The sequence below is a fragment of the Pseudoalteromonas sp. P1-13-1a genome (assembly GCF_001401875.1).
In the GTDB taxonomy this organism is placed as follows: domain Bacteria; phylum Pseudomonadota; class Gammaproteobacteria; order Enterobacterales; family Alteromonadaceae; genus Pseudoalteromonas.
The window spans coordinates 1-544 of sequence record NZ_LKDV01000082.1 but is presented as its reverse complement, the minus strand read 5'-3'; the positions used below and the strand labels follow the sequence as shown (position 1 = coordinate 544).

The following is a 544-nucleotide window of genomic DNA, read 5'->3' as shown; positions in this document are numbered from 1 at the left end:
ACTGAACACCACCGCGCCAAGCATTAGCATTAATGCCTTGGTAGATACCAACGACACCACACCCACTATTAGCGGAACAAGCGATGCAGTCGATGGCACCACGATTAACCTTACATTTGTAGACAGTGCAGGCGTTGAAACCACCGCCACCACTACAGTCAGCGGTGGCGTATGGAGTGTTGATGCCCCGAGTGCTTTAGCTGAAGGCGAATACACGGTCACTGCCGAAGTAGACGATGGTCTAGGGAATATCGGCAGCGCGAGCGAAACCGGTATTATTGACACCACCATACCAGCGATTGAAGTTGATACGCTAAGCGTAACAAACGACACCACACCGACGATTACCGGCACCGCCAATGCACCGCAAGGCAGCACCGTAACGGTAGAGATCACCGATAGTAATAACGTGACACATACGGTGACAACGACACTCGGTGCGAATGGCACTTGGAGTGTGGCCGCCTCACAAGTGCTTGCTGAGGGCAGCTACACAGTAAGTGCAAGCGTAAGCGATGCCGCTGGCAATGAAGCCACAGCCTCT

Annotated in this window: 1 protein-coding gene; it reads left to right on the top strand. The window is 53.3% G+C overall.

Annotation, left to right across the window (positions count from 1 at the left end; all coding sequences use genetic code 11):
- Positions 1-544: Ig-like domain-containing protein (locus tag AN391_RS19855; protein WP_235576509.1), on the top strand; the 544-nt coding region annotated here is incomplete at both ends.